General features: G+C 63.0%; 21 protein-coding genes. 12 read left to right on the forward strand and 9 right to left on the reverse strand.

The features are described 5' to 3' along the window. Window positions 1–19: 19 nt before the first annotated feature. Entirely contained in the window at window positions 20–802 is a 783-nt protein-coding gene (locus tag DM872_RS27090) for a PhzF family phenazine biosynthesis protein (RefSeq protein ID WP_179062295.1), read from the forward strand. Between the two features lie 113 nt (window positions 803–915). On the opposite strand, the gene DM872_RS27095 is transcribed toward DM872_RS27090, so the two are convergent. Next, entirely contained in the window at window positions 916–2,025 is a 1,110-nt protein-coding gene (locus tag DM872_RS27095; protein WP_179062296.1) for an ABC transporter ATP-binding protein, read from the reverse strand. Next, the gene (gene argF, locus DM872_RS27100) at window positions 2,022–2,939 is read right to left on the reverse strand and encodes an ornithine carbamoyltransferase (RefSeq protein WP_179062297.1); all 918 of its coding nucleotides are present in this window, start codon (window positions 2,937–2,939) and stop codon (window positions 2,022–2,024) included. Before argF ends, DM872_RS27095 begins: the two co-directional genes overlap by 4 nt. A 358-nt stretch (window positions 2,940–3,297) precedes the next feature. Here argF and DM872_RS27105 point away from each other — a divergent pair, with 358 nt between their 5' ends. From DM872_RS27105 to grxD, 4 genes are all read left to right on the forward strand, one after another. Then, complete coding sequence (locus tag DM872_RS27105; protein ID WP_179062298.1) at window positions 3,298–4,821, forward strand: sensor domain-containing diguanylate cyclase; 1,524 nt, start codon at window positions 3,298–3,300, stop codon at window positions 4,819–4,821. A 196-nt stretch (window positions 4,822–5,017) separates the two neighbouring features. After that, entirely contained in the window at window positions 5,018–5,455 is a 438-nt protein-coding gene (locus DM872_RS27110) for a hypothetical protein (protein ID WP_179062299.1), read from the forward strand. Between the two features lie 134 nt (window positions 5,456–5,589). Next, a complete protein-coding gene (locus DM872_RS27115) occupies window positions 5,590–7,698 on the forward strand; it encodes a molybdopterin oxidoreductase family protein (protein WP_179062300.1) in 2,109 nt (702 codons plus the stop codon). A 93-nt stretch (window positions 7,699–7,791) separates the two neighbouring features. Continuing rightward, window positions 7,792–8,118, forward strand: a complete 327-nt coding sequence (grxD, locus tag DM872_RS27120) for a Grx4 family monothiol glutaredoxin (protein WP_077523837.1) — start codon at window positions 7,792–7,794, stop codon at window positions 8,116–8,118. Window positions 8,119–8,295: 177 nt separating this feature from the next. Here the strand turns inward: grxD and bfr are convergent, their stop codons facing one another. Next, window positions 8,296–8,766, reverse strand: a complete 471-nt coding sequence (gene bfr / locus DM872_RS27125) for a bacterioferritin (protein ID WP_179062301.1) — start codon at window positions 8,764–8,766, stop codon at window positions 8,296–8,298. Window positions 8,767–8,969: 203 nt separating this feature from the next. Beyond that, window positions 8,970–9,188, reverse strand: coding sequence for a bacterioferritin-associated ferredoxin (locus DM872_RS27130; RefSeq protein WP_069085145.1), 219 nt, complete (start codon window positions 9,186–9,188; stop codon window positions 8,970–8,972). A 281-nt stretch (window positions 9,189–9,469) separates the two neighbouring features. On the opposite strand from DM872_RS27130, the gene DM872_RS27135 reads away from it, so the two are divergent. Beyond that, window positions 9,470–10,072: a peroxiredoxin gene (locus DM872_RS27135; RefSeq protein WP_179062302.1), complete on the forward strand. Its 603-nt coding sequence runs from the start codon at window positions 9,470–9,472 to the stop codon at window positions 10,070–10,072. A gap of 121 nt (window positions 10,073–10,193) precedes the next feature. On the opposite strand, the gene rnt is transcribed toward DM872_RS27135, so the two are convergent. Continuing rightward, window positions 10,194–10,868, reverse strand: a complete 675-nt coding sequence (gene rnt / locus DM872_RS27140; RefSeq protein WP_179062303.1) for a ribonuclease T — start codon at window positions 10,866–10,868, stop codon at window positions 10,194–10,196. Then, window positions 10,865–11,911 (reverse strand): dihydroorotase, encoded by a 1,047-nt coding sequence (gene pyrC / locus DM872_RS27145; RefSeq protein ID WP_179062304.1) that lies wholly within the window; start codon window positions 11,909–11,911, stop codon window positions 10,865–10,867. Before pyrC ends, rnt begins: the two co-directional genes overlap by 4 nt. A 167-nt stretch (window positions 11,912–12,078) precedes the next feature. On the opposite strand from pyrC, the gene DM872_RS27150 reads away from it, so the two are divergent. The 6 genes from DM872_RS27150 (at window position 12,079) to modC (ending at window position 17,877) form a co-directional block, all read left to right on the forward strand. Then, window positions 12,079–13,095 (forward strand): flagellar protein MotY, encoded by a 1,017-nt coding sequence (locus DM872_RS27150; protein WP_179062305.1) that lies wholly within the window; start codon window positions 12,079–12,081, stop codon window positions 13,093–13,095. Between the two features lie 129 nt (window positions 13,096–13,224). Further along, window positions 13,225–14,442 carry an argininosuccinate synthase gene (locus DM872_RS27155; RefSeq protein WP_120652547.1) on the forward strand — a complete coding sequence of 406 codons (1,218 nt, stop codon included), beginning with the start codon at window positions 13,225–13,227 and terminating at the stop codon, window positions 14,440–14,442. Between the two features lie 94 nt (window positions 14,443–14,536). Beyond that, entirely contained in the window at window positions 14,537–14,929 is a 393-nt protein-coding gene (gene gloA / locus DM872_RS27160; protein ID WP_077523832.1) for a lactoylglutathione lyase, read from the forward strand. Between the two features lie 57 nt (window positions 14,930–14,986). Then, complete coding sequence (locus tag DM872_RS27165; RefSeq protein ID WP_179062306.1) at window positions 14,987–16,033, forward strand: GGDEF domain-containing protein; 1,047 nt, start codon at window positions 14,987–14,989, stop codon at window positions 16,031–16,033. 68 nt (window positions 16,034–16,101) lie between these two features. Then, window positions 16,102–16,788: a molybdate ABC transporter permease subunit gene (gene modB / locus DM872_RS27170; protein ID WP_179062307.1), complete on the forward strand. Its 687-nt coding sequence runs from the start codon at window positions 16,102–16,104 to the stop codon at window positions 16,786–16,788. 3 nt (window positions 16,789–16,791) lie between these two features. Beyond that, window positions 16,792–17,877 (forward strand): molybdenum ABC transporter ATP-binding protein, encoded by a 1,086-nt coding sequence (gene modC, locus DM872_RS27175; protein ID WP_179062308.1) that lies wholly within the window; start codon window positions 16,792–16,794, stop codon window positions 17,875–17,877. Between the two features lie 110 nt (window positions 17,878–17,987). Here the strand turns inward: modC and DM872_RS27180 are convergent, their stop codons facing one another. The 3 genes from DM872_RS27180 to DM872_RS27190 are packed head-to-tail and all read right to left on the reverse strand — an operon-like array spanning window position 17,988 to window position 21,455. After that, window positions 17,988–19,481: a sensor domain-containing diguanylate cyclase gene (locus DM872_RS27180; RefSeq protein WP_179062309.1), complete on the reverse strand. Its 1,494-nt coding sequence runs from the start codon at window positions 19,479–19,481 to the stop codon at window positions 17,988–17,990. A gap of 55 nt (window positions 19,482–19,536) precedes the next feature. Beyond that, window positions 19,537–20,388, reverse strand: a complete 852-nt coding sequence (locus DM872_RS27185) for a DUF4824 family protein (RefSeq protein ID WP_179062310.1) — start codon at window positions 20,386–20,388, stop codon at window positions 19,537–19,539. Next, window positions 20,385–21,455: a DUF2157 domain-containing protein gene (locus tag DM872_RS27190; protein WP_179062311.1), complete on the reverse strand. Its 1,071-nt coding sequence runs from the start codon at window positions 21,453–21,455 to the stop codon at window positions 20,385–20,387. Before DM872_RS27190 ends, DM872_RS27185 begins: the two co-directional genes overlap by 4 nt. Between the last annotated feature and the right edge of the window lie 164 nt (window positions 21,456–21,619).

Raw genomic sequence — 21,619 nt, forward strand, 5'->3', positions numbered from 1 at the left:
ACATATCAAGGAGCGAGTCATGCAGCTGGATTTCCATCAGGTCGACGCCTTCACCCAACGGCCCTTCGGCGGCAACCCGGCGGTGGTCTATCGCCTCGACGCCTGGCTGGATGATCAGCTCATGCAACGCATCGCCGCCGAGCACAATTTGTCGGAGACCGCCTTCCTGGTGAAGGAAGGCAGTGCCTGGCACATCCGCTGGTTCACACCCAGGGCCGAGGTGCCGCTCTGCGGCCATGCCACTCTGGCCAGCGCCCATGTGCTGTTCGATCTCTATCAGGAACCAGGCGACCGCCTGGAGTTCACCAGCAAATCCGGCGAATTGCGTGTGATACGCGAAGAGGAAGGCCGATTGGCCCTGGACTTCCCTGCGCAGGTGCCGCAAGAGGTGGGCGTCACCCTGGAGCTGGAACATGCCTTGGGCATCGCTCCGGTGGATGCGCTGGGCGCCAATTTCCTGATGGCGGTACTGGAGTCGGAGCATGACGTGCGTGAGTGCACACCGGACTTCAAGGCATTGGCCAAGCTGCCCTGGTCTGGCGTGATCGTCACGGCAGCGGGGATGAAGCACGACTTCGTTTCGCGCTTCTTCGCGCCGGTGATCGGCATCGATGAAGACCCGGTGACTGGCGCCGCGCATTGCGCCCTGATTCCCTACTGGGCCAATCGTCTCAACAAGCGAGTGCTGCGGGCCCAGCAGTGTTCCGCGCGTAGCGGTGAGCTCTGGTGCCGCCTGGATGGCGATCGGGTGAGCATCGCAGGGCATTCGGTGCTGGTGGCCAGCGGTAGGCTGTGGATCTAAGGCGCGAAACGATCGAAAAGCTCTGATGGCTTTCTGTAGGAGCGAGCTTGCTCGCGAAGGGTCGTGCGCGGGCTGTTCGCGAGCAAGCTCGCTCCTTCGGTCAGAGCCTTACTTCAGAGCGCGCCGCTGATGCGGCGCACGCCGGATTCCTGGGGCGTGAAGTGGGCGGCGACAGTGCCCTGGGCGGGGAAGACCACCAGGTGATCGGCCGCGATTCGGATACCCACTTCCTGTCCGGGCTGGTGATCGGCGTGGCTGGGGAAGATCGATTCCAGCTGGCTACCGGTAGAGAGTTGCAGGCGATAGAGCGTGGCGGCGCCGAGGAAGGTCTTGCCGATCACCTTGGCGCGCAACTCGCTGTCCGGCGCGTGGACGATGTCGTCCGGCCGCAGCAGCACGTCCACCGCGGAGCCATGGGGCCAGGTGTAGGCGCGATTGCCACGGATGGTGCCGAGTTCTGTGGTCACGGCATCGGCTGAAATCAGCTGGCCGCGAATGAAGTAGCCCTGACCGACGAAGCTGGCGACGAAGGGCGTCAGGGGTTCGTGGTAGAGGTTGAACGGGGTGTCCCACTGCTCCAGCAGGCCGTCCCTGAACACGCCGACCTGATCGCTGACGGCGAAGGCCTCTTCCTGGTCGTGGGTCACCAGGATCGCACTGGTGCCGCGTGCCTTGAGGATTTCGCGGACTTCCTGGCTGAGGCGTCGACGCAGTTCGCCATCGAGGTTGGAAAAGGGTTCGTCGAGCAGCAGCAGGCGTGGCTCTGGCGCCAGGGCGCGGGCCAGCGAAACGCGTTGTTGCTGGCCGCCGGACAGCTCGTGGGGGTAGCGCTTGGCCAGATGGTTCAGCTTCACCAGTTCCAGCAATTCGTCGACCTTGCGTTCGCTATCGGGCTCCTTGCGGATGCCGAAGGCGACGTTGTCGGCCACCGTCAGGTGAGGGAACAGGGCATAGTCCTGGAACACCATGCCGATTCGCCGCTTCTCCGGCGCCAGGGTGAAGCCGGCGCGGGAGATCACTTCGCCGGCCAGCTGGATTTCGCCTTCCAGCACCGGTTCGAATCCGGCGATGGCGCGAAGCGTCGTCGTCTTTCCGCAGCCGGAAGGACCGAGCAGGCAGCCGATGTCACCGGCGTTGAGATGAAGGTTCAGGCCTCGCACAACCTGCTGTTCGTGATAACCACAGCTGAGGTTGTGGAGGCTGAGGAGCAATTCGCGAGTCATGCGTGATGGGCGTGTTCAACCAGCAGTTCAAGCAGGGCCTTCTGGGCGTGAAGGCGGTTTTCCGCCTGGTCCCAGGCAACTGAACGCGGGTCGTCGAGCAGGTCGACGCTGATCTCTTCGCCGCGGTGGGCCGGCAGGCAGTGCATGAATATCACGTCGTCTGCGGCCAGGTCGAGGAGCGCCTTGTTCACCTGGTAGGGAGAGAACAATGCCAGGCGCTTGGCGGTTTCTTCCTCCTGGCCCATGGAGGTCCAGACGTCGGTGCTGACCAGGTGGGCGCCGGCCACGGCTTCGCGCGGGTCGCGCACGACCTTGACGCGGTCGCCGGCCTGGGCGAGGAACGCCGGATTGGGTTCGTAGCCTTCGGGGCAGGCGATGCGCAGTTGGAAGTCGAACTGGATCGCTGCCTCTATATAGGTGTTGCACATGTTGTTGCCATCGCCGATCCAGGCCACGGTCTTGCCCTGGATGCTGCCGCGATGTTCGAGGAAGGTCTGCATGTCCGCGAGCAACTGGCAGGGGTGCAGGTCATCGGACAGGCCGTTGATCACCGGCACCCGCGAGTGGGCGGCGAACTCAGTCAGCGTGCTGTGGGCGAAGGTCCGGATCATCACGGCATCGAGCATGCGCGACATGACGATGGCGCTATCGCTGATGGGCTCACCACGACCGAGCTGGGTGTCGCGCGGGGACAGGAAGATGGCCTGGCCGCCGAGCTGGATCATGCCGGCTTCGAACGAGAGACGGGTACGGGTCGAGGCCTTCTCGAAGATCATGCCCAGCACACGGCTTTTCAGGGGTTCGTAACGCACGCCTCGGTTGCGCAGATCCTTCAGCTCGGTGCCTCGACGGATCAGGCTGTTCAGCTCCTGGGGAGTGCAGTCCATCAGGGAGAGAAAATGCCTAGCGCTCATGGTTACTACCTTTCTTCTTTTGTCACTGGCCGCATGTCCTGGCCGGGTGTTGCGGGAACAAAGCAGGCGGGACGGGCGGTTGAGGCCGCACGTGGCGACGATTTGGGGGAAGGCGCGATCTTATAAGGAAATGTCGCGGTTTTCCAATATGTCCGGAAACCGCGTCGTTCGTGGCTATGCGCCTGGCGTCCGGGAGTTTTCGGCGCAATCGGGTGGGCCGCTCTAGCGTGCCGTTTGCGTGAGGCCGGACGTTGTACAACGGCGTCGGGATCGGCGGCAAATGTCCATCATTCCAGATTGTTTCGGCACAGACGCTTGTCTAAGGTGAGCGCAGGCACGGGCAGTGAGGAGTGTGCGGATGGCTGGAACCGGTCCGGAGCCCGTTCAGGGCACCCAGGGAACGCGGCGTTCCCTGTGGTTGGCGTATGCGCTGCTGCTGTTGGCGGGGCTGGGGGCCATCCTGATGAACCTGGCCCAGGTACTGGATTCGAAACAGGTCTACCTGCGGGAGGCGGACAAGGCCAATGCCAACCTGGCCTATTCCATTGCCCAGCATGGCCAGGAGTCCATCAAGGAAGCCGACATCATCCTTGGCGGCCTGGTGAACCTGCTGGAGCGGGGAGAAAACAGCCCCGACGCCATCAATCAATTGCTGGTGACCTACAAGCAGCGCGCCTCGCAACTGGCCGGGCTGTTCGTCTATGACGCCGAAGGGCGTTGGCTCTACTACACCAATCCGCCGCCGGCGGGCCACGCGAACAACTCGGATCGGGCCTACTTTCAGCATCATTTCCATTCCGTGAGCCGCGATACCGAAGTGAGCAACCCCATTCGCAGCCGCTCCACCGGCGAGTGGATTCTGCCGGTGTCGCGTCGCTTCAATGACAAGGACGGCCGTTTTGCCGGGGTGGTGCTGGCGACCATCCGCATCGAACACTTCCGCGAGTTCTACAAGCACTTCGACATGGGCGTGCAGGGTTCCCTGCTGATCGCCATGAACGACGGCACCATCATCTACCGGCGGCCGGAAAAGTTCGGCGCTACCGGGGATAGCATGGCTGGCAGCTACATGTTCCAGTCTGACCTCAAGCGTTCGCCGGTTGGGTTGGGGGCGAGTGTTTCCGTGCTCGACGGGGTGGACCGCATCTATGCCTACCGCGCCCTGGACCACTTCCCGCTGGTGGTGGCTGTGTCGATGTCGCGCCAGGAAGTGCTGGCCGAATGGGGACGCAAGACCGCAGTGGTGGCTTGCCTGGTGGCGATGCTGGTGCTGGCGCTGATGCTTGTCGGTGGCGGGCTGGCCACGCGGATGCGCAAGCGCATGGCCGCCGCCCAGAACATCGCGCGGGAAAATCGCGAGCTGTTCCGACTGGCCAATCGAGACAGCCTGACCGGCATCTCCAATCGACGGCAGTTCGACCAGGCCTTGCAGGTCGAGTACCACCGCGCCGCCACGGTCGGCTCGCCGCTTGCCCTGGTGATGATCGACGTCGACTTCTTCAAGGCCTACAACGACCACTACGGTCACCAGGCGGGTGATGTCTGCCTCAAGGCAGTGGGCGACGTACTGCGTCGCTTCAAGGTGCGCGCCGGGGACACCGTGGCCCGTTATGGCGGCGAGGAATTCGCCGTGCTGCTGCCCCATACCGACGTCGCCGGCGCGCGCCTGGTGGCCGAGCGGATACGGCAGGCAGTCTACGAGCAGGGTCTGGTCCACTCCGGCAACCCCTTTGGCGTGGTGACCGTGAGTGTCGGCGCGCACAGCGAGGTGCCGGGGCAGGGCGACAGTCCCGGACAGCTTCTGGAGCAGGCCGATGCCGCGCTCTATCGGGCCAAGAGCGCCGGTCGCAATCGAGTCTGCCTGGCTGAGCCTACGCCCTGAGGCGCGGGGACTTCTTCCTCTGCCACCACTGGACGGGGAACTATCTGAAGGTCGTTTCGGAACGCGTGAACTGATGCCCCGCGAGGCGGATTGATAGGTTTGCGCGTCCCCGGATTCGAGTGATTTCCGGGGACGGTTACCGCATATGGAAATTCAGCGGAGCCGTTCAGACTTTCCAAGATCCATGGAGATCCCAATGAAGAAGTTTCTTGTCCCCACTTTCATGGCTGCCACATTCGCCGCCCTGACCGGCTGCACCAGCTACAACGTCAGCCAACCGACTTCACCGCTTAACGGCAGTGTGAATACCGACCTCAAGGCCGATATCAAAGTGGGCGAGCAAATCACTGGGCAGTCCGAGGTGAACATCCTGTTCAGCTTCCTTCAGTTCGGCGGGGATTCGGAGTTCGCCGATGGTGTGGCGTATGGCGGCGACGGTAGCGGTGGCCTGCCTTTCGGCCCGGACCCCATCTCTTCCGTCAAATCCGCGGCTGCCTACAAGGCCGTCAAGGCGTCGGGCGCAGACCTGATCGTCGCGCCGCGCTACGAGCTGAGCGTGCAGGATTACTTCGTGTTCAAGAAGGTGACTGCCAAGGTGACGGGCAACAAGGGCACCATCCAGTCCATTCGCTGACGGTACAGGTGAATCGGCAGGCATGATGCCTGCCGATTCATGGCGGTGACGCTGCTGGCCTGGCGGCGGTTCTGGTTCCATAGTCTTGTACTTGCGACCTGACCGGTCGTCTCGAACAAGAATGAGGCCAGGCAATGACCAAGACCCTTCATCACCGTGCATGCCATCTCTGTGAGGCCATCTGCGGCCTGACCATCGAGACCGAGGACCAGGCGGATGGCAGCCGGCGCATCCTCTCCATCAAGGGAGATGCCCAGGACAGTTTCAGCCGTGGCCATATCTGCCCCAAGGCCGTGGCCCTGCAGGACATCCAGAACGATCCGGACCGTATTCGCCAACCCATGCGCCGAGCTGGCAACGAATGGCTGCCCATCGAGTGGGATGAAGCCTTCGCGCTGGTGGCCGAGCGCCTGGCAGATATCCAGACGCGCCATGGCAACAATGCGGTGGCCGTTTACCAGGGCAACCCTAGCGTGCACAACTACGGGCTGATGACCCACAGCAACTACTTCCTCGGCCTGCTGCGGACCCGTGGACGCTTCTCGGCGACCTCGGTGGACCAGTTGCCCCATCACCTGATCAGCCAGCAGATGTACGGCCACGGCTTGCTGATCCCGATTCCGGACATCGATCACACGCAATTCATGCTCATCCTCGGCGGCAATCCACTGGCGTCCAACGGCAGCATCATGACCGTGCCGGACGTGGAGAAGCGCCTGAAAGCGCTGCAGGCGCGGGGCGGCAAGCTGGTGGTGGTGGACCCCCGGCGCAGCGAAACCGCGGCCATGGCCGATGAGCATTTGTTCGTGCGTCCGGGGCAGGATGCGGCGCTACTGTTCGGCTTGCTCAACACCCTGTTCGAAGAGGGTCTCGGTCGCGTTACGCACCTTGAGACGGAAGGTCTGGAGCAGGTGCGGGAAGCCATTGCGCGATTCACACCCGAAGCCATGAGCCAGCGCTGCGGCGTTCCGGCGGAGCGCATTCGCAGACTGGCCCGGGATTTTGCTGCCGCTGAAAGCGCCGTCTGCTACGGCCGCATGGGTGTCTCGACCCAGGCATTCGGCAGCCTTTGCCAATGGCTGATCCAGCTCATCAACCTGGTGACCGGCAACCTGGATCGGGTGGGTGGGGTGCTCTGCACCGAGCCAGCGGTGGATCTGGTAGCCGCCACGTCGGGCGGTCATTTCAATCGCTGGCAGAGTCGGGTATCCGGCCTGCCCGAGTATGGCGGCGAGCTACCGGTGGCGGCGCTGGCCGAAGAGATGCTGACAGCTGGGGAGGGGCAAATACGCGCCCTGGTGACAGTGGCCGGCAATCCGGTGTTGTCCACGCCCAATGGACGGCAGTTGGAACAGGCGCTGGATGGTCTGGAGTTCATGCTCAGCATCGACCTCTATATCAACGAAACCACCCGCTACGCCGATCTGATCCTGCCACCCACCGCGCCCCTCGAGCACGAGCACTACGACACCACCTTCAACGTTTTCGCCGTTCGCAACGTCACCCGCTTCAACGAGCCCGTGCTGACCAAGCCTGTCGGTGCGCTGGATGACTGGGAAATCTTCGTCGGCCTGGCCAAGGCGTTTGCCGCGCGCACCGGCGTCGAATTGAAGCCCACCATGGCGCCTCAGCAGATGATTGATCTGGGTCTGCGCGCGGGTGCCTACGGCGACCGTTCGGAACACAAGCTTTCCATTGCGCGCCTACGCGACTTTCCCCACGGCGTCGACCTTGGCCCGCTCAAACCCAACCTGGCCGGCCGGCTGAAGACAGCCAGCCGCAAGGTTGAGGCTGCGCCGTCGATTCTCCTGGCCGATCTTGATCGCTTTGCGGCACAGCCCGTTCCCCGCGAGGGAGAACTCGTGCTCATCGGTCGTCGCCATGTGCGCAGCAACAACTCCTGGATGCACAACTACCACCGCCTGGTGAAAGGCAAGCCGCGTCACCAGTTGCTGATGCACCCGCATGACCTCGAAGCACGCGGTCTGGTCGACGGGCAGCGGGTGAGGGTGCGCTCGAGGGTCGGGATGATCGAGGTGGAGGTAGGCGCCAGCGAGGACATGATGCCGGGCGTAGTCAGCCTTCCCCACGGTTGGGGCCATGCGCGGCCGGGCGTACGCCTGGGAATCGCGAGTGAGCAGCCGGGAGCCAGTGCCAACGACCTGACGGATGAGCGCCAGTTGGATGCCGTTTCCGGCAATGCCGCACTCAATGGAGTTCCTGTGGAAGTGGTGGCCGCCTGAAGACAAGGGAAGTCAGAGCGCGCTGCTCGGCTTTCCGTTACAATGCCGCCATCCTGCCGACTCGCCAGTCGGAAAGTTCAGCCGAGGTGCCCAATGGATATCATCGAAACCATCAAAGAGCAGATCGCCAACAACACTGTCCTGCTGTACATGAAAGGCTCGCCGAACGCTCCGCAGTGCGGCTTCTCGGCCCGCGCCGCGCAAGTCCTGATGGGCTGTGGCGAGAAGTTCGCTTACGTCGACATCCTGCAGAACCCGGAAATCCGCGCCAATCTGCCGAAGTACGCGAACTGGCCGACCTTCCCGCAACTGTGGGTAGGCGGTGAACTGGTTGGTGGTAGCGACATCATGACCGAGATGTTCGAAAAGGGTGAGCTGCAGACCCTGGTCAAAGATGCCGTGAGCAAGGCCAGCGCCTGATCCGCTCCGGTTTCAAAAAAAGCCCCGCTAAATGCGGGGCTTTTTATTGCTGGAAGTTGTTGGTTTATTTCGCCGCGTTATTTGCGGTTTGATAGCGTTCTTCTTTATCCAGCTCTGATTGCAGAAATACCAAATAAAAAAGCCCCGCATTAGCGGGGCTTTTTTTGTGCTGCTGGATTATTCGTCCATCTGCGACTGCAGATAGTTTTCCAGGCCGACTTTGTCGATCAGGCCCAGTTGGGTTTCCAGCCAGTCGATATGTTCTTCCTCGGACTCGAGGATTTCTTCCAGCAGTTCGCGGCTGCCGTAGTCACCCACGCTTTCGCAGTAGGCGATGGCCGTCTTCAGGTCCGGTACGGCTGCCTGCTCCAGCTTGAGGTCGCTGGCCAGCATCTCCTTGGTGTTCTCGCCGATCATCAGCTTGCCAAGGTCTTGCAGGTTGGGAAGGCCTTCGAGGAAGAGGATGCGCTTGATCAGCTTGTCCGCATGCTTCATCTCGTCGATGGACTCGTGGTACTCGTGGTCGCCCAGCTTCTTCAGGCCCCAATCTTCGTACATGCGGGCGTGCAGGAAGTACTGGTTGATCGCAACAAGCTCGTTACCGAGGATCTTGTTGAGATGCTGTATGACTTTCTTGTCGCCTTTCATGTGGAGTCCTGCCGTAGAAGTGTGGATGGTCGATAAATTCTGATCCTCACAACTTAGTGTGTCAAATCTAAGTTGTTGAATTGCAAATAAAATTGAATATTAATAAGAATGTTTAACTTCTACATTTGAACTCTAAATTATTGAAAATCAGGCACAAAAAAACCGGACGCTGAGGTCCGGTTTCCTGTGATTCCGCCGAATGGTCAGGCGATGGCGTATGCCGCAGGGTAGGCGAGGGCCGCCTGGCTGCTCTGCACCTCGGCCAGGGTCTCCTTGACCACCTGTTTGGCCAGGCATGCGCATTTGCCGCATTGGGTACCCACTTCCAGGGTGTTGCGTACTTCGCGATAGCTGCAGCAGCCTTCATAGATGGCTTCGCGAATTTGACCGTCAGTGACACCTAGACAGAGACAGACGTACATAGCACTCAGAACTCAGGGGAGTGGTTGGATGGAGGGGATACTAATAGTAATGAGAATGATTGTCAAAGATTGGCCTGAAACGCCCGGACCAGAGGCGCTCCTGAGGGAATCGGCGGGCGCTGGCTGAGGTTGACCCGTCAGTCGAAAGCGGTGGGCGGGTGTGCACTCCAAGTGTATGATTGCCCGTCCTTTTGGAAGCGGGTGTCATGGCGTCGCCACATTGGTCGGCCAGGCTGTGACCCCGACCCTCTGACTACTCATGACAACTCAGGAGACATGGAATGAGCGTACTCGTAGGCAAGCAGGCTCCGGACTTCACTGTTGCCGCCGTTCTGGGCAATGGCGAAATCGTTGACAGCTTCAACCTGTCCTCGGCCATCAAAGGCAAATACGGTCTGGTGTTCTTCTACCCGCTGGACTTCACCTTCGTTTGCCCGTCCGAGCTGATCGCTCTGGACCACCGCATCCCGGAATTCCAGGCTCGCGGCGTGGAAGTGATCGGCGTGTCCATCGACTCCCACTTCACCCACAACGCCTGGCGTAACACCCCGGTGGACAAAGGCGGCATTGGCCCGGTCAAGTACACCCTGGCTGCTGACATGAAGCACGAAATCGCCAAGGCCTACGACGTCGAGTCCGAAGACGGCGTGGCGTACCGCGGTGCCTTCCTGATCGACAAGAACGGCGTTGTGCGTTCCCAGATCGTCAACGACCTGCCGCTGGGCCGTAACATGGACGAGCTGCTGCGTCTGGTCGACGCCCTGCAATTCACCGAAGAGCACGGCGAAGTTTGCCCGGCCAACTGGAAGAAAGGCGACAAGGGCATGACCGCTTCTCCGGAAGGCGTTGCCCAGTACCTGTCCGAAAACGCCTCTTCTCTGTAAGCGTTTCCAGGTAAAGAAAAAGCCCGGCATCTGCCGGGCTTTTTCATGTCTGGGCGTTTGTAGGAGCCAGCTTGCTGGCGAAGTTTCGCGAGCAGGCTCGCTCCTACAAGGGATGCCGAGATCAATCCTCGTCGTCGATCCAGCCGCCCATTTCCTTCCAGCGGTTGACGATGCCGCAGAACAGCTCGGCGGTCTTCTCGGTGTCGTAGCGCGCCGAGTGTGCCTCGCGGCCGTCGAACTCGATACCAGCGGCCTGGCAGGCCTTGGCCAGCACGGTCTGGCCGTAGGCGAGGCCAGCCAGGGTCGCGGTGTCGAAGCTGGAGAAGGGGTGGAACGGATTGCGCTTGAGGGCCGTCCGGTTCACCGCCGCATTGAGGAAGCCGAGGTCAAAGCTGGAGTTGTGGCCGACCAGAATGGCGCGCTTGCAGCCGTTGGCTTTGATCGACTTGCGCAGGCCACGGAAGATTTCCGTCAGCGCGTGCTCTTCGGTCACCGCCATGCGCAGCGGATGGTCCAGCTTGATCCCGGTGAACTCCAGCGCGGCCTGTTCGATATTGGCGCCTTCGAACGGCTCGACGCGGAAGAAGTGGGTGTGGTCCGGATAGAGGAAGCCCTGCTCATCCATCGCGATGGTGGTCGCGGCGATCTCCAGAAGGGCATCGGTCGCGGCGTTGAAACCGCCGGTTTCCACGTCCACCACTACCGGCAGGTAACCACGGAAACGCGCCGCCATGGGGTGGCGCGGGCCGGATGGCAGGCTGCCATCCAGTTCGTCGTCGTAAAGGTCCTCGCTCACGCTTGTTCCTCCAGCATACGCCAGCGCAGCTTCTCGCCGGCGCGCAGCGGTACCACCACCTGCTCGCCCAGCGGCAGGGTAGCGGGGGCAGTCCATTCTTCACGCACCAGGGTGATGTGGTCGGTGTTGCGCGGCAGACCGTAGAAGTCCGGACCATGGAAGCTGGCGAAGGCTTCCAGTTTGTCCAGCGCATTGCGCTGCTCGAACGCTTCGGCATACAGCTCGATGGCCGCATAGGCGGTGTAGCAACCGGCGCAGCCGCAGGCGGCTTCCTTGGCGTGCTTGGCGTGGGGCGCCGAGTCGGTGCCGAGGAAGAACTTGCTGCTGCCGCTGGTGGCGGCGTCCAGCAGGGCTTCCTGGTGCACGTTGCGCTTGAGGATCGGCAGGCAATAGAAGTGCGGGCGAATGCCGCCAACCAGCATGTGGTTACGGTTGTACAGCAGGTGGTGGGCGGTGATGGTGGCGCCCACGTTGGCCGAAGCCGATTGCACGAACTGCACCGCGTCGCCTGTGGTGATGTGTTCGAACACCACCTTCAGGGTCGGGAAGCGCTCGACCACACGGGTCAGGTGTTCGTCGATGAACACCTTCTCGCGGTCGAACACGTCGATCTCGCCACGGGTCACTTCACCATGGACCAGCAGCAGCATGCCGACTTCGGCCATGGCTTCCAGGGCCGGGAAGATCTTGTCGACGCTGGTGACGCCGGAGTCCGAGTTGGTGGTGGCGCCAGCCGGATAGAGCTTGGCCGCATGCACGAAGCCGGATGCCTTGGCCGCGCGGATGTCCTCCGGGCTGGTGCGGTCGGTGAGGTAGAGCACCATCAGCGGCTCGAAGCGGCTGCCGGCCGGGCGGGCAGAGAGGATGCGCTGACGATAGGCATCGGCTTCCTCGGCATTGCGAACCGGTGGTACCAGGTTGGGCATGATGATGGCGCGGCCGAAGGTACGGGCGGCATCCGCAACGGTGTGGGCCAGGACGGCACCATCGCGCAGATGGATGTGCCAGTCGTCGGGACGCAGGAGGGTCAAACGGTCGGACATGAGGGGCTTCCAGGCGGGCAGAACTGGGCCGACATGCTACCGGAAAAGCCCTGCAGGGGCACGCAGGGCCTGATCCTCGGGCGGCTGCGCCGGTAAATCCGCGCTCAAGTTTTGCCGCGCGATACCGATACCCAGCAGGAACGCCGTAATTCCCCGTGGAGCCTGCCGTGCGCCAGCGCTATCTCGCCATCCTGAGTCTGTTCGCCAGCCTGCCGGCCATGGCCATTACCTTCCAGACGCGCCTGGAGAAGGTGGAGTGGAAAGTCGAGGGCGACAAGTTCGAGTGCCGCCTGTCGCAGGCCATCACCGATTTCGGCGCCGGCGAGTTCGTGCGACGCGCCGGCGAGCAGGCCACTTTCCGCCTGAAGGCACATGAGCGCTGGATGGGCGCGGGCTCGGCGACCTTGCTGGCGGCAGCGGCGCCCTGGCAGCCGGGGAGGGGAGACATCAACCTCGGCATCGTCAGCGTCGGTGGTGGCGAGGTGCCTTTCAATAGCTCCCAGCAACAGGCCGGGCGACTGCTTACCGGCTTGATGGAAGGCCGCAGCCCAGTCATACGTCATCGCACCCTGCAGGGCGGCGATGCCATGGAGGTGCGCCTCTTGCCGGTGAAGTTCAACCAGGCCTATCAGGATTACCTCGCCTGCACCGCCAAGTTGCTGCCGGTGAACTTCGACCAGGTCAGGCATGTGCAGGTCGGCTTTCCGGGCAGCGGCATGGAGCTTGACGAGATGGCGCGGGCGAAGCTGGAAATCATGCTCGACTTCATCAAGGCCGATCCCAGCGTCAATCACATCGAGATCGATGGCCATTCCGACAACAGCGGCAACCGCCTGACCAACCGCGATCTCTCCCGTCGCCGCGCCCTGGCGGTGTACGACTACTTCAAGGCCAACGGCTTCCCCGAGGCGCAGATGGTCATGCGTTTCCATGGCGAGCGCTATCCCCTGGCGCCGAACAACAGCCCGGCCAATCGGGCGAAGAACCGCCGGGCCACAGTACAGTTGTCCCGCGTCGACCTGCCCGTGGAAGCGCCAGCCGCCGCCCCTGCTCCAGAGCCCGCGCCGGCGGAGTCACCCGTTCCGGCCAAGCCTGGTGTTCCCGCCGCTGCGCCGGCCGCCCCAGCTACCGCGCCGGGTGTCCAGGGCGCTGCTCCGGCCCCCAGGGCTCCGACCGGTTCCTGACCCTGCCGCTCGTCGCGCAACTGACAGAATCTGTCGCCTCGTCGTCATAAGCTGTCGCGCCACTGTAATTTGGCCGCCAGGGTCAGTAGAATCACGGGTTTTTCGTACAACCCCCGTGGAGTTGATGGCATGGCGGACGTAAAGAAGGTTGTCCTGGCTTATTCCGGTGGCCTGGACACCTCGGTGATTCTCAAGTGGCTGCAAGATACCTATAACTGCGAAGTGGTGACCTTCACCGCTGACCTCGGCCAGGGCGAGGAGGTCGAACCGGCCCGCGCCAAGGCCCAGGCAATGGGCGTCAAGGAAATCTACATCGATGACCTGCGCGAAGAATTCGTCCGCGACTTCGTGTTCCCGATGTTCCGCGCCAACACCATCTATGAAGGCGAGTACCTGCTGGGCACCTCCATCGCCCGCCCGCTGATCGCCAAGCGCCTGATCGAAATCGCCAACGAGACCGGCGCCGACGCCATCTCCCACGGCGCCACCGGCAAGGGCAACGACCAGGTTCGCTTCGAGCTGGGTGCCTACGCTCTGAAACCGGGCGTGAAAGTGATCGCTCCCTGGCGCGAGTGGGACCTGCTGTCCCGCGAGAAACTGATGGATTATGCCGAGAAGCACGCCATCCCGATCGAGCGTCACGGCAAGAAGAAGTCCCCGTACTCCATGGATGCCAACCTGCTGCACATCTCCTATGAAGGCGGCGTGCTGGAAGACACCTGGACCGAGCACGAAGAAGACATGTGGAAGTGGACCACTTCCCCGGAAAAAGCGCCGGATACCCCGACCTACATCGAGCTGACCTACCGCAATGGTGACATCGTCGCCATCGATGGCAAGGAGCTGACTCCGGCCCAGGTGCTCACCGAGCTGAACCGCGTTGGCGGCATCAACGGCATCGGCCGCCTCGACATCGTCGAGAACCGCTATGTCGGCATGAAGTCCCGCGGCTGCTACGAGACCCCCGGCGGCACCATCATGCTCAGGGCCCACCGTGCCATCGAGTCCATCACCCTGGACCGCGAAGTCGCGCACCTGAAAGACGAGCTGATGCCGAAATACGCCAGCCTGATCTACACCGGTTACTGGTGGAGCCCGGAGCGTCTGATGCTGCAGCAGATGATCGACGCCTCGCAGACCAACGTGAACGGTGTAGTTCGCCTGAAGCTGTACAAGGGCAACGTCATCGTGGTCGGTCGCAAGTCCGACGACTCCCTGTTCGACGCCAACATCGCCACCTTCGAAGACGATGCCGGCGCCTATAACCAGGCCGACGCTGCTGGCTTCATCAAGCTCAATGCGCTGCGCATGCGCATCGCTGCAGGCAAGGGCCGCAAGCTGTTCTGATAAGCTTGTCAGCGTGAGCCTAAGAACCCCGGCCATAAGCCGGGGTTCTTTCATTTTGAAACTAGAAAAACGGGCAACCGATGAGGAAGCAACGATGAGACTGCTGCATACCATGCTGCGCGTCGGCGACCTGGACAAATCCATCGCCTTCTACACCGAAGTGCTGGGCATGACCCTGCTGCGTCGCAAGGACTACCCGGATGGTCAGTTCACCCTCGCGTTCGTCGGCTACGGCGACGAAGCCCACAACAGTGTGATCGAGCTCACCTACAACTGGGGTGTGGACAAGTACGAGCTGGGCAACGCCTATGGCCACATCGCGCTGGAAGTGGATGATGTCTACAAGGCCTGCGAGGACATCCGCGCCCGTGGCGGCAAGATCACCCGCGAGCCGGGACCGATGAAGCACGGCACCAGCATCCTGGCGTTCGTGGAAGATCCGGATGGCTACAAGATCGAATTGCTGTCGCCCTCTCGCAAGGACTGAAGCTCTGTGCTGATATGAATCCGGGGCGTGTTTGCCCCGGACTGGAGGCGTGGGTCTATGGATGGTTCCGCTGTCAGCTACGAACGCAATCTCGAATGCCTGGTACGGGCCATCCAGGAGCTGTCCCTGGCCCGAAATCTCGACCGCATCGCCGAAATCGTGCGCAGCGCCGCGCGGGAACTGGTAGGGGCAGATGGCGCCACCTTTGTCCTGCGTGATGGTGATCGCTGCTTCTACAAGGACGAAGACGCCATCTCGCCACTGTGGAAAGGCCTGCGCTTTCCCATGGAAACCTGCATCAGCGGCTGGGCCATGATCAACCGCGAGCCTGCGGTGATCGAAGACATCTACCAGGACCCGCGCATTCCCCACGATGCCTACCGTCCCACCTTCGTCAAAAGCCTGGTGATGGTGCCCATTCGCAGCATGGCCCCGGTGGGGGCGATCGGCACCTACTGGGCCACTCCGCGCCTCGCCAACATGCGCGAGGTCGGCCTGCTCCAGGCCCTGGCGGATTCCACTTCGGTGGCGATGGAGAACGTCCAGCTCTACGACGAGCTGGAGCAGCGTGTCATCGCCCGTACCCAGGACCTGGTGGCCGCCAATCGGCTGCTCTATGACGAAGCCTGTGAGCGCGAACGCGTCGAGCAGGACATCCAGCGCTTCTCCATGACCGATGAACTCACCGGCCTGCACAACCGCCTCGGCTTCCAGCACCACGCCGCCGGTGAACTGGACGCCGCTCGCCAGCGCGACATGCCCTGCCTGCTGCTCCACCTGCTGGTGGGCAGTAACGACAGCGCGTCGGCCGAAAGCCTGCCGCTGACGGCCGCGCGCATGCTGCGGGCGCAGTTCCGGCGCGATGATCTGCTGGCGCGCCTCGGCGGCGGGGAGTTCCTCGCGCTGACGTCCGGCTACGGCGATCCGAATGCCGTCCTGCAGCGTCTGCGCGCCGGCCTTGGTGCCTTCAACCGCGCCACGGAACAGAGCCTGACCCTGCGCATCGGCCATGCCGAATCCGCCCGTGGGCAAGACCTTGAACAGCTCCTGTTCGAAGCGGACAACGCCCTGCACCGCAGCGGTCCCGGTTGGAGCGGAGTCTGATTCTGGCTGGCCGCGCTGCTTCGCTATATAGTTCGCGACACAGCGAAAACTGATCAATCGGCCAACCCATGAGCTTCCCTCTCGACCGCACCGACCTGGCCGCCATCTGGCTGACCCTCGAACTCGCCACCCTCACCACGTTGCTCCTGCTGGTGGTGGGCACCCCCATCGCCTGGTGGCTGGCGCGCACACGTTCGCGCCTGAAGGGGACCGTGGCGGCGGTGGTCGCCCTGCCACTGGTGCTGCCGCCCACCGTCATCGGTTTCTACCTGCTGGTCAGCATGGGACCCCACGGGTTCATCGGCCAATTCACCCAGAGCCTGGGCCTCGGCACCTTGCCCTTTACCTTTGCCGGCCTCGTGGTGGGGTCGGTGATCTACTCCATGCCCTTCGTCGTGCAGCCCCTGCAGAACGCCTTCACCGCCATCGGCCAGCGTCCGCTGGAAGTCGCTGCCACACTCCGAGCCAGTCCTTGGGACACCTTCTTCTCGGTGGTCCTGCCGCTGGCGAAACCAGGATTCATCACCGCCTCCATCCTCGGCTTCGCGCACACGGTGGGTGAGTTCGGCGTGGTACTGATGATCGGCGGCAACATCCCTGAGAAGACCCGCGTGGTCTCGGTGCAGATCTTCGATCACGTCGAAGCCATGGAATACGCCCAGGCCCACTGGCTGGCCGGCGGCATGCTGCTGTTCTCCTTCCTCATCCTGCTGGCACTGAACTCCAGCCGGCGCCTGAAACCGGGCTGGACCTGACCCATGCAACAGATTCGCGCGCGATTCCGCCTGTGCCATCCGGGCTTTTCCCTGGAGACCGACCTCGAACTGCCCGGTCGCGGTGTCAGTGCCCTGTTCGGGCATTCCGGGTCGGGCAAGACCAGCCTGCTGCGCTGCATCGCCGGCCTGGAACAGGCCGCCGAGGGTTTCCTCGAAATCAACGGTGAGGTCTGGCAGGACAGCGCCCGTGGCCACTTCCTGCCCACCCACAAGCGCCCCCTGGGCTACGTATTCCAGGAGGCGAGCCTGTTCGAGCATCTTTCGGTGCGGCGCAACCTGGAATTCGGACAGCGGCGCATACCGGCGCGGGAGCGTCGTGTCGCGCTGGAGCAGGCGGTGGAACTGCTGGGGATCGCCCATCTTCTGGAACGCATGCCGGACGGTCTGTCCGGCGGCGAGCGGCAACGCGTCGGTATTGCCCGTGCCCTGCTCACCAGCCCGCGCCTGCTGCTGATGGACGAACCCCTCGCCGCGCTGGACCTCAAGCGCAAGGGTGAAATCCTGCCCTACCTGGAGCGCCTGCACGACGAGTTGGATATCCCGGTCCTCTACGTCAGCCATTCGCCGGACGAAGTGGCGCGGCTGGCGGATCACCTGGTGCTGCTGGACAACGGCCAGGTGCTGGCCAGCGGGCCGTTGGACCAGACCCTTGCACGCCTCGACCTCCCCACCGCCCAGGAAGATGAGGCCGGTGTCGTCATCGAGGGACGGGTGCAGGGCTTCGATGCCCAGTATCAGTTGCTGACCCTGGCCTTGCCCGGCAGCTCACTCAGCGTGAGGGTGGCTCATTCGCCGGTTGCCGAAAGCCGTTCCCTGCGCTTCCGGGTGCTGGCGCGCGATGTCAGCCTGAGTCTGGAAAAACAGCGCGACAGCAGCATCCTGAACCTGCTGCCGGCACGGATGGTGGAAGAGTCGCCGGCCGCCAATCCAGCCCACGTGCTGGTGCGCCTCGACGTGGATGGCACACCCATGCTCGCGCGCATTACCCGCTTCTCCCGCGACCAGTTGGGCCTCTACCCGGGCCAGACCCTCTGGGCGCAGATCAAGTCGGTGGCACTGCTGGCCTGAACCTGTCGGTTCGAGTGCCCTTGTAGTTTGTGGCTGAGCTACGCGAAGCCCAACGATGCGGACCTGATACCGCGCCACGTTGGGCTTCGCTGTCATCTGCCCAACCAAGATCACAACGCGTCGTGATTCCCCGAAGGCTCTACGCACACGCAATTGCGCCCGGACTGCTTGGCGCGATACAGGCCCCGGTCGGCGCGACCGATCAGGCTGTCGAGGGCGTCTTCCGGGTGCATCTCGGCCAGACCGATGCTGGTGGTCACGTGAAGGTTCACGCCCTTGAACGGGTAACGCTGCGCGGCCACTTCATTGCGGACCTTCTCTGCCAACTGATGGGCCGTCGCGCTGCTGGTGTCCTTGAGCAGGATGATGAATTCCTCGCCGCCCCAGCGACAGATGATGTCCGCTTGGCGCAGGCCGTCGCGCAGGTTCTGGGCGAAGCCCTGCAGCACCTGGTCGCCGGCCTGGTGGCCGTAGGTATCGTTGAGCATCTTGAAGTGGTCGAGGTCCAACAGCAATGCCGCCAGGGGTTTGCGCTCGCGTCGGGCCTCCTGCAGCGCCTGACCGGCGAGCAGTTCGAAACCGCGTCGGTTGGGCAGGCCGGTCAGGCTGTCGGTCGTGGCCAGGGCGGCGATGCTGTGCTGGTAGCGGCGCATCAGGCGGATCACCAGTATCAGAACGACAGTGGTCACCAGCAGGCAGATCAGCAGGTTGAGGTAGAGGGTGTTGCGCAGGCCGGAGAGCAGTCCACCCTCATGCTTGTCGACGAACAGGTACCAATCCAGTTCGGGGATGTAGCGCACGTTCAGGTAGTGGTCGCGACCGCGCTCCTGGTACTCGAACTTGCCGGTCTGCGGGCGTCCCAGTCTGGCCTGCAGGTCCTCCAGCCCCGGCACCTCTGCCAGTGACTGGCCGACTCGCGCGCCCAGCGGACCACCGTCGGCCCCGGTCAGGACGATGCGTCCGGTGGTATCGACGAAATAGACACTGCGGTCGTAGCGACGCTGGTATTCGTCGATCAGCTTGATCACCGCATCCACCGTCAGGCCGACGCCGGTGGCGCCGAGGAACTTGCCGTCGTAGTCGAACACCTTGTAGTTGATGAAGATGGTCAGCCGGTCCTGGTTGGCCATGTCCACGTCGACGTTGATCTCGTACGGCTCCTTCATGTCGCGCACGCGGAAGTACCAGATGTCGCGCGGCTCCTTGGGGTTCACCTTCTTCAGCACGCCCTTGGTCTGGTAGTAGGTGAGGGTGCGATCGGAAATGAAGAAGGAGGTGAAGGCGCCGTAGTGCTGCTGCACCTCGCGCAGGTAGCGGGTCATGGGCTCGATGTCCTTCTCGCCCTGCATCACCCAGTCACGCACGAAGGTGTCGCGGCTCATCATCGAAGAAATCAGGATGGGCCGGACCAGGTCCTTCTGGATTTCCGAATAGACGTTGTCCGAAGTGAGCGGTAGCTCGGTGTTGATGATGCTGCTGCGAATGGACTTCAGCGATGCCTGGTAGCTGACCAGGGAGGTGGCCAGGAAACCGCAGCCGAGCAGCAGTACCAGGGCGAGGACCAATAAGCGGTGGCTTTGCTTCGTGACTTCGGGAAACGGCATCGGACTACATGACCTCAAAATAGTGGCGCAATGCTAGCGTTCGTCGGCGAAGGCGTCACGGACGGGTACTTGACGCCAGGCTATCGGCGTTTTCAGGCGTTCCTTGACGGCTGCCCGGAAACTCGGGAGCCGAATCGATCCAGGGTTCCAGGCGCTGGCCGATGCTCAGCCACAGTCGGAAGCGCGGCGGCACGGCGCCCTTGCGGTCGCGCGCCAGCTCCTTGTCCAACTGCTCTCGCCAGGCATGGGGCACGTTGATCTCGGCGATGCGCAAGCTGCTGATCTGGCCGGTGAGACGACCTTCGCGCATCCACGCACTCACGGTGCCAGGCACGATGGCGTAGCGGCTGCGATCGGGGTAGCGATCACGCAGCGCCTTGCGATCCAGTCCCGCATCCACCGCGAACAGACGGCTTTCGCGCTTCTCTTCTCCTTCAACATAGTCGCGTGCCGCGCGTTCGGCGTCCGCTCGACGCTTGTCGCTGGGCGCTGCGCGCAACTCGCTCTCGGCAGCCTTCTGCTGCTGCCGGGCGCGTTCCAGTTCGGTCTTGCGTGCAGGGCCATTGAGTTCGAGCACCACCAGCACCTCGCGGTTGCGGTTGTCGAAGCGCATTGCCTCGGGGTCGCCGGCCGTGAAACCCAGTTTCAACAGTGCGGCTTCATCCAGCGGCAGGCGCTCGTAACGGTTGTCCCCGTTCTGGGCGCTGGGGCGCCGCCAGTCCAGGCGCAGTGCCAGGCCACTGTTTTCGCGCTCGGCCCAGTCGTAGGCCCGGTGCAGTTCGCGTTCGGAAAGCAGCAGCCGGCTGTCCGGCTCGCCGTTGCGATTGAGCCACACGCCGCCAAGGGCGATGGCGTTGGTCAGGCCGATCAGTGCCAGGCCACCGAGCAATGCGGTGCGGGTTTTCATGCTCGCTGCCCTCCCTTGTGAGTCCGGCGCAAGCGGCCGAGCACCAGCAGAAGCAGCACGGCGACGAGGCCGACGATGAGGAAGAACAGGTACTTCGGCATGACCTCCCACCACCAGTCGAACAGCTTGATGAAGAGGAAGAGCACGAAGAACAGCACGCCGGTGTGCATCACTTCCGGCCAGTCACGACGATTGCCGAGCCAGATGGCCAGCGTTGCGCCAACGAAACCGACGAGCTGGTACAGGCTTTCCACCGCATCGCGGGACCAGGGCAGGTAGCTGCCATATGCCCAGTTCGCCAGCACGAGCACAGGCACGAACAACCCGAGCAGGCCCATCACCCGGTAGATCGCGGCAAAACCGCTGTAGCGTGCCTGGGAGACGAGTTGCGGCACGAGGAAGATCAGCAAGCCGGCGGGCAGCAGGTGTTCCGGCCGCTCGGTGCAGTCCAGCCAGTAAAGGCCGCTCCAGCTCGTCAGCCGCGTGGCGATCAGCGCCATGATGCAGCCGATGCCAGCGCCGAGCAGTAAGCGCACCTCGCAGGCATAGGCCAGTAGCAGGGCATAGGCGGCCCAAGGCAGCAGGGCCTTGTCGCCGGGCGTGATGTTGAAGATCTGCCCGAGCATGACCACGTTCAACACGAAGCAGGCGAACGCCAGGACCGCCGCCAATTTGGCGAAGTAACCGGTCTGGTCACGCTGGCGCAACAGCAGGGTCAGCAGCAGGCTGCCCAGGGAGAAGCCGACGAGGATGCCGACCTGGACGCTTTCCGGGAACAGGCCCCAGAACTGGTAGAAGAAGAACAGCAGGCTGGCGGCCAGCGCCAGGGCACCCAGCAGGGAAGCGATGCGCATGCCGAGGGACAGACGCCGGGACTGGGCGTCCGGATCGATGTCGAAGGTCTCGCGATAGCTCGCCAGCAACTGGCGATGGTGTTCGCCGAGTTGGTCGAGCTGTTCGGGGGCAAGCCGCAGTGCCTGCTCATCGTGCAGGCGTTCGACTTCCCGGTAGAAGGCCTGGATATCGTCGGCGCGCTGTTGCGCCTGGTCGCGGCTGTGCGGCGGCATTGCGGGTCCTTTTGCGTGCGGTGCCGTTTGAACTCTAGGGCTGCTGGCCGACTTGGGCAATCAGTCGAAGGGTACTGTGGGGGCGAATTCATTCGCTAAGGGCGGCGCAGCCGCCCCTGCAAGGTTTCAGGGCAGACCTGCGGCCTGCATAGCGATTGAAATCG

This window comes from Pseudomonas taiwanensis, from assembly GCF_013393345.1.
GTDB lineage: Bacteria > Pseudomonadota > Gammaproteobacteria > Pseudomonadales > Pseudomonadaceae > Metapseudomonas > Metapseudomonas resinovorans_C.